This is a genomic window from Fulvivirga aurantia (assembly GCF_009711475.1).
Lineage (GTDB): Bacteria > Bacteroidota > Bacteroidia > Cytophagales > Cyclobacteriaceae > Fulvivirga > Fulvivirga aurantia.
Map to the genome: position 1 here is coordinate 1 of NZ_SMMD01000084.1, position 412 is coordinate 412.

Sequence of the window (412 nt, forward strand, 5' to 3'; positions counted from 1 at the left end):
TTGTTGAGACCATTTCAAAAACATTTTATGCGTAGTATCAGCTTATTGGTACTATTAAGCATCGCTTTTCTGCCTGCTATTGCTCAGGAGCTCAATTGCCGAGTGACAGTAAATGCAGATCAGGTACAAACTACAGATCGTAGGATTTTTGAAGATATGGAAATCGCATTTTCCAATTTCTTAAATAATCAAAAATGGACCAATGATGTGTTTGAAAGCCACGAAAGGATAAAGTGTAACCTTATCATTACCCTTCAAAACCCAACAAGTATTGGCAATTACGAGGCCACTGTGCAGGTACAAACTGCCAGGCCTGTCTACAATTCTAATTACGAATCAATTTTATTGAATTTTGCCGATCGTGACTGGCAGTTTGATTATGTGGAGTCACAGCCGCTTAATTTTAATGAAA

The 412-nt window shown here is 37.6% G+C and carries 1 protein-coding gene; it reads left to right on the forward strand.

The window, feature by feature from the left end; translation table 11 throughout:
• Window positions 1-27 precede the first annotated feature (27 nt).
• Window positions 28-412 (forward strand): type IX secretion component PorD family protein (locus E1176_RS00150; protein ID WP_155208578.1); only part of this gene is annotated, 385 nt, incomplete at its 3' end.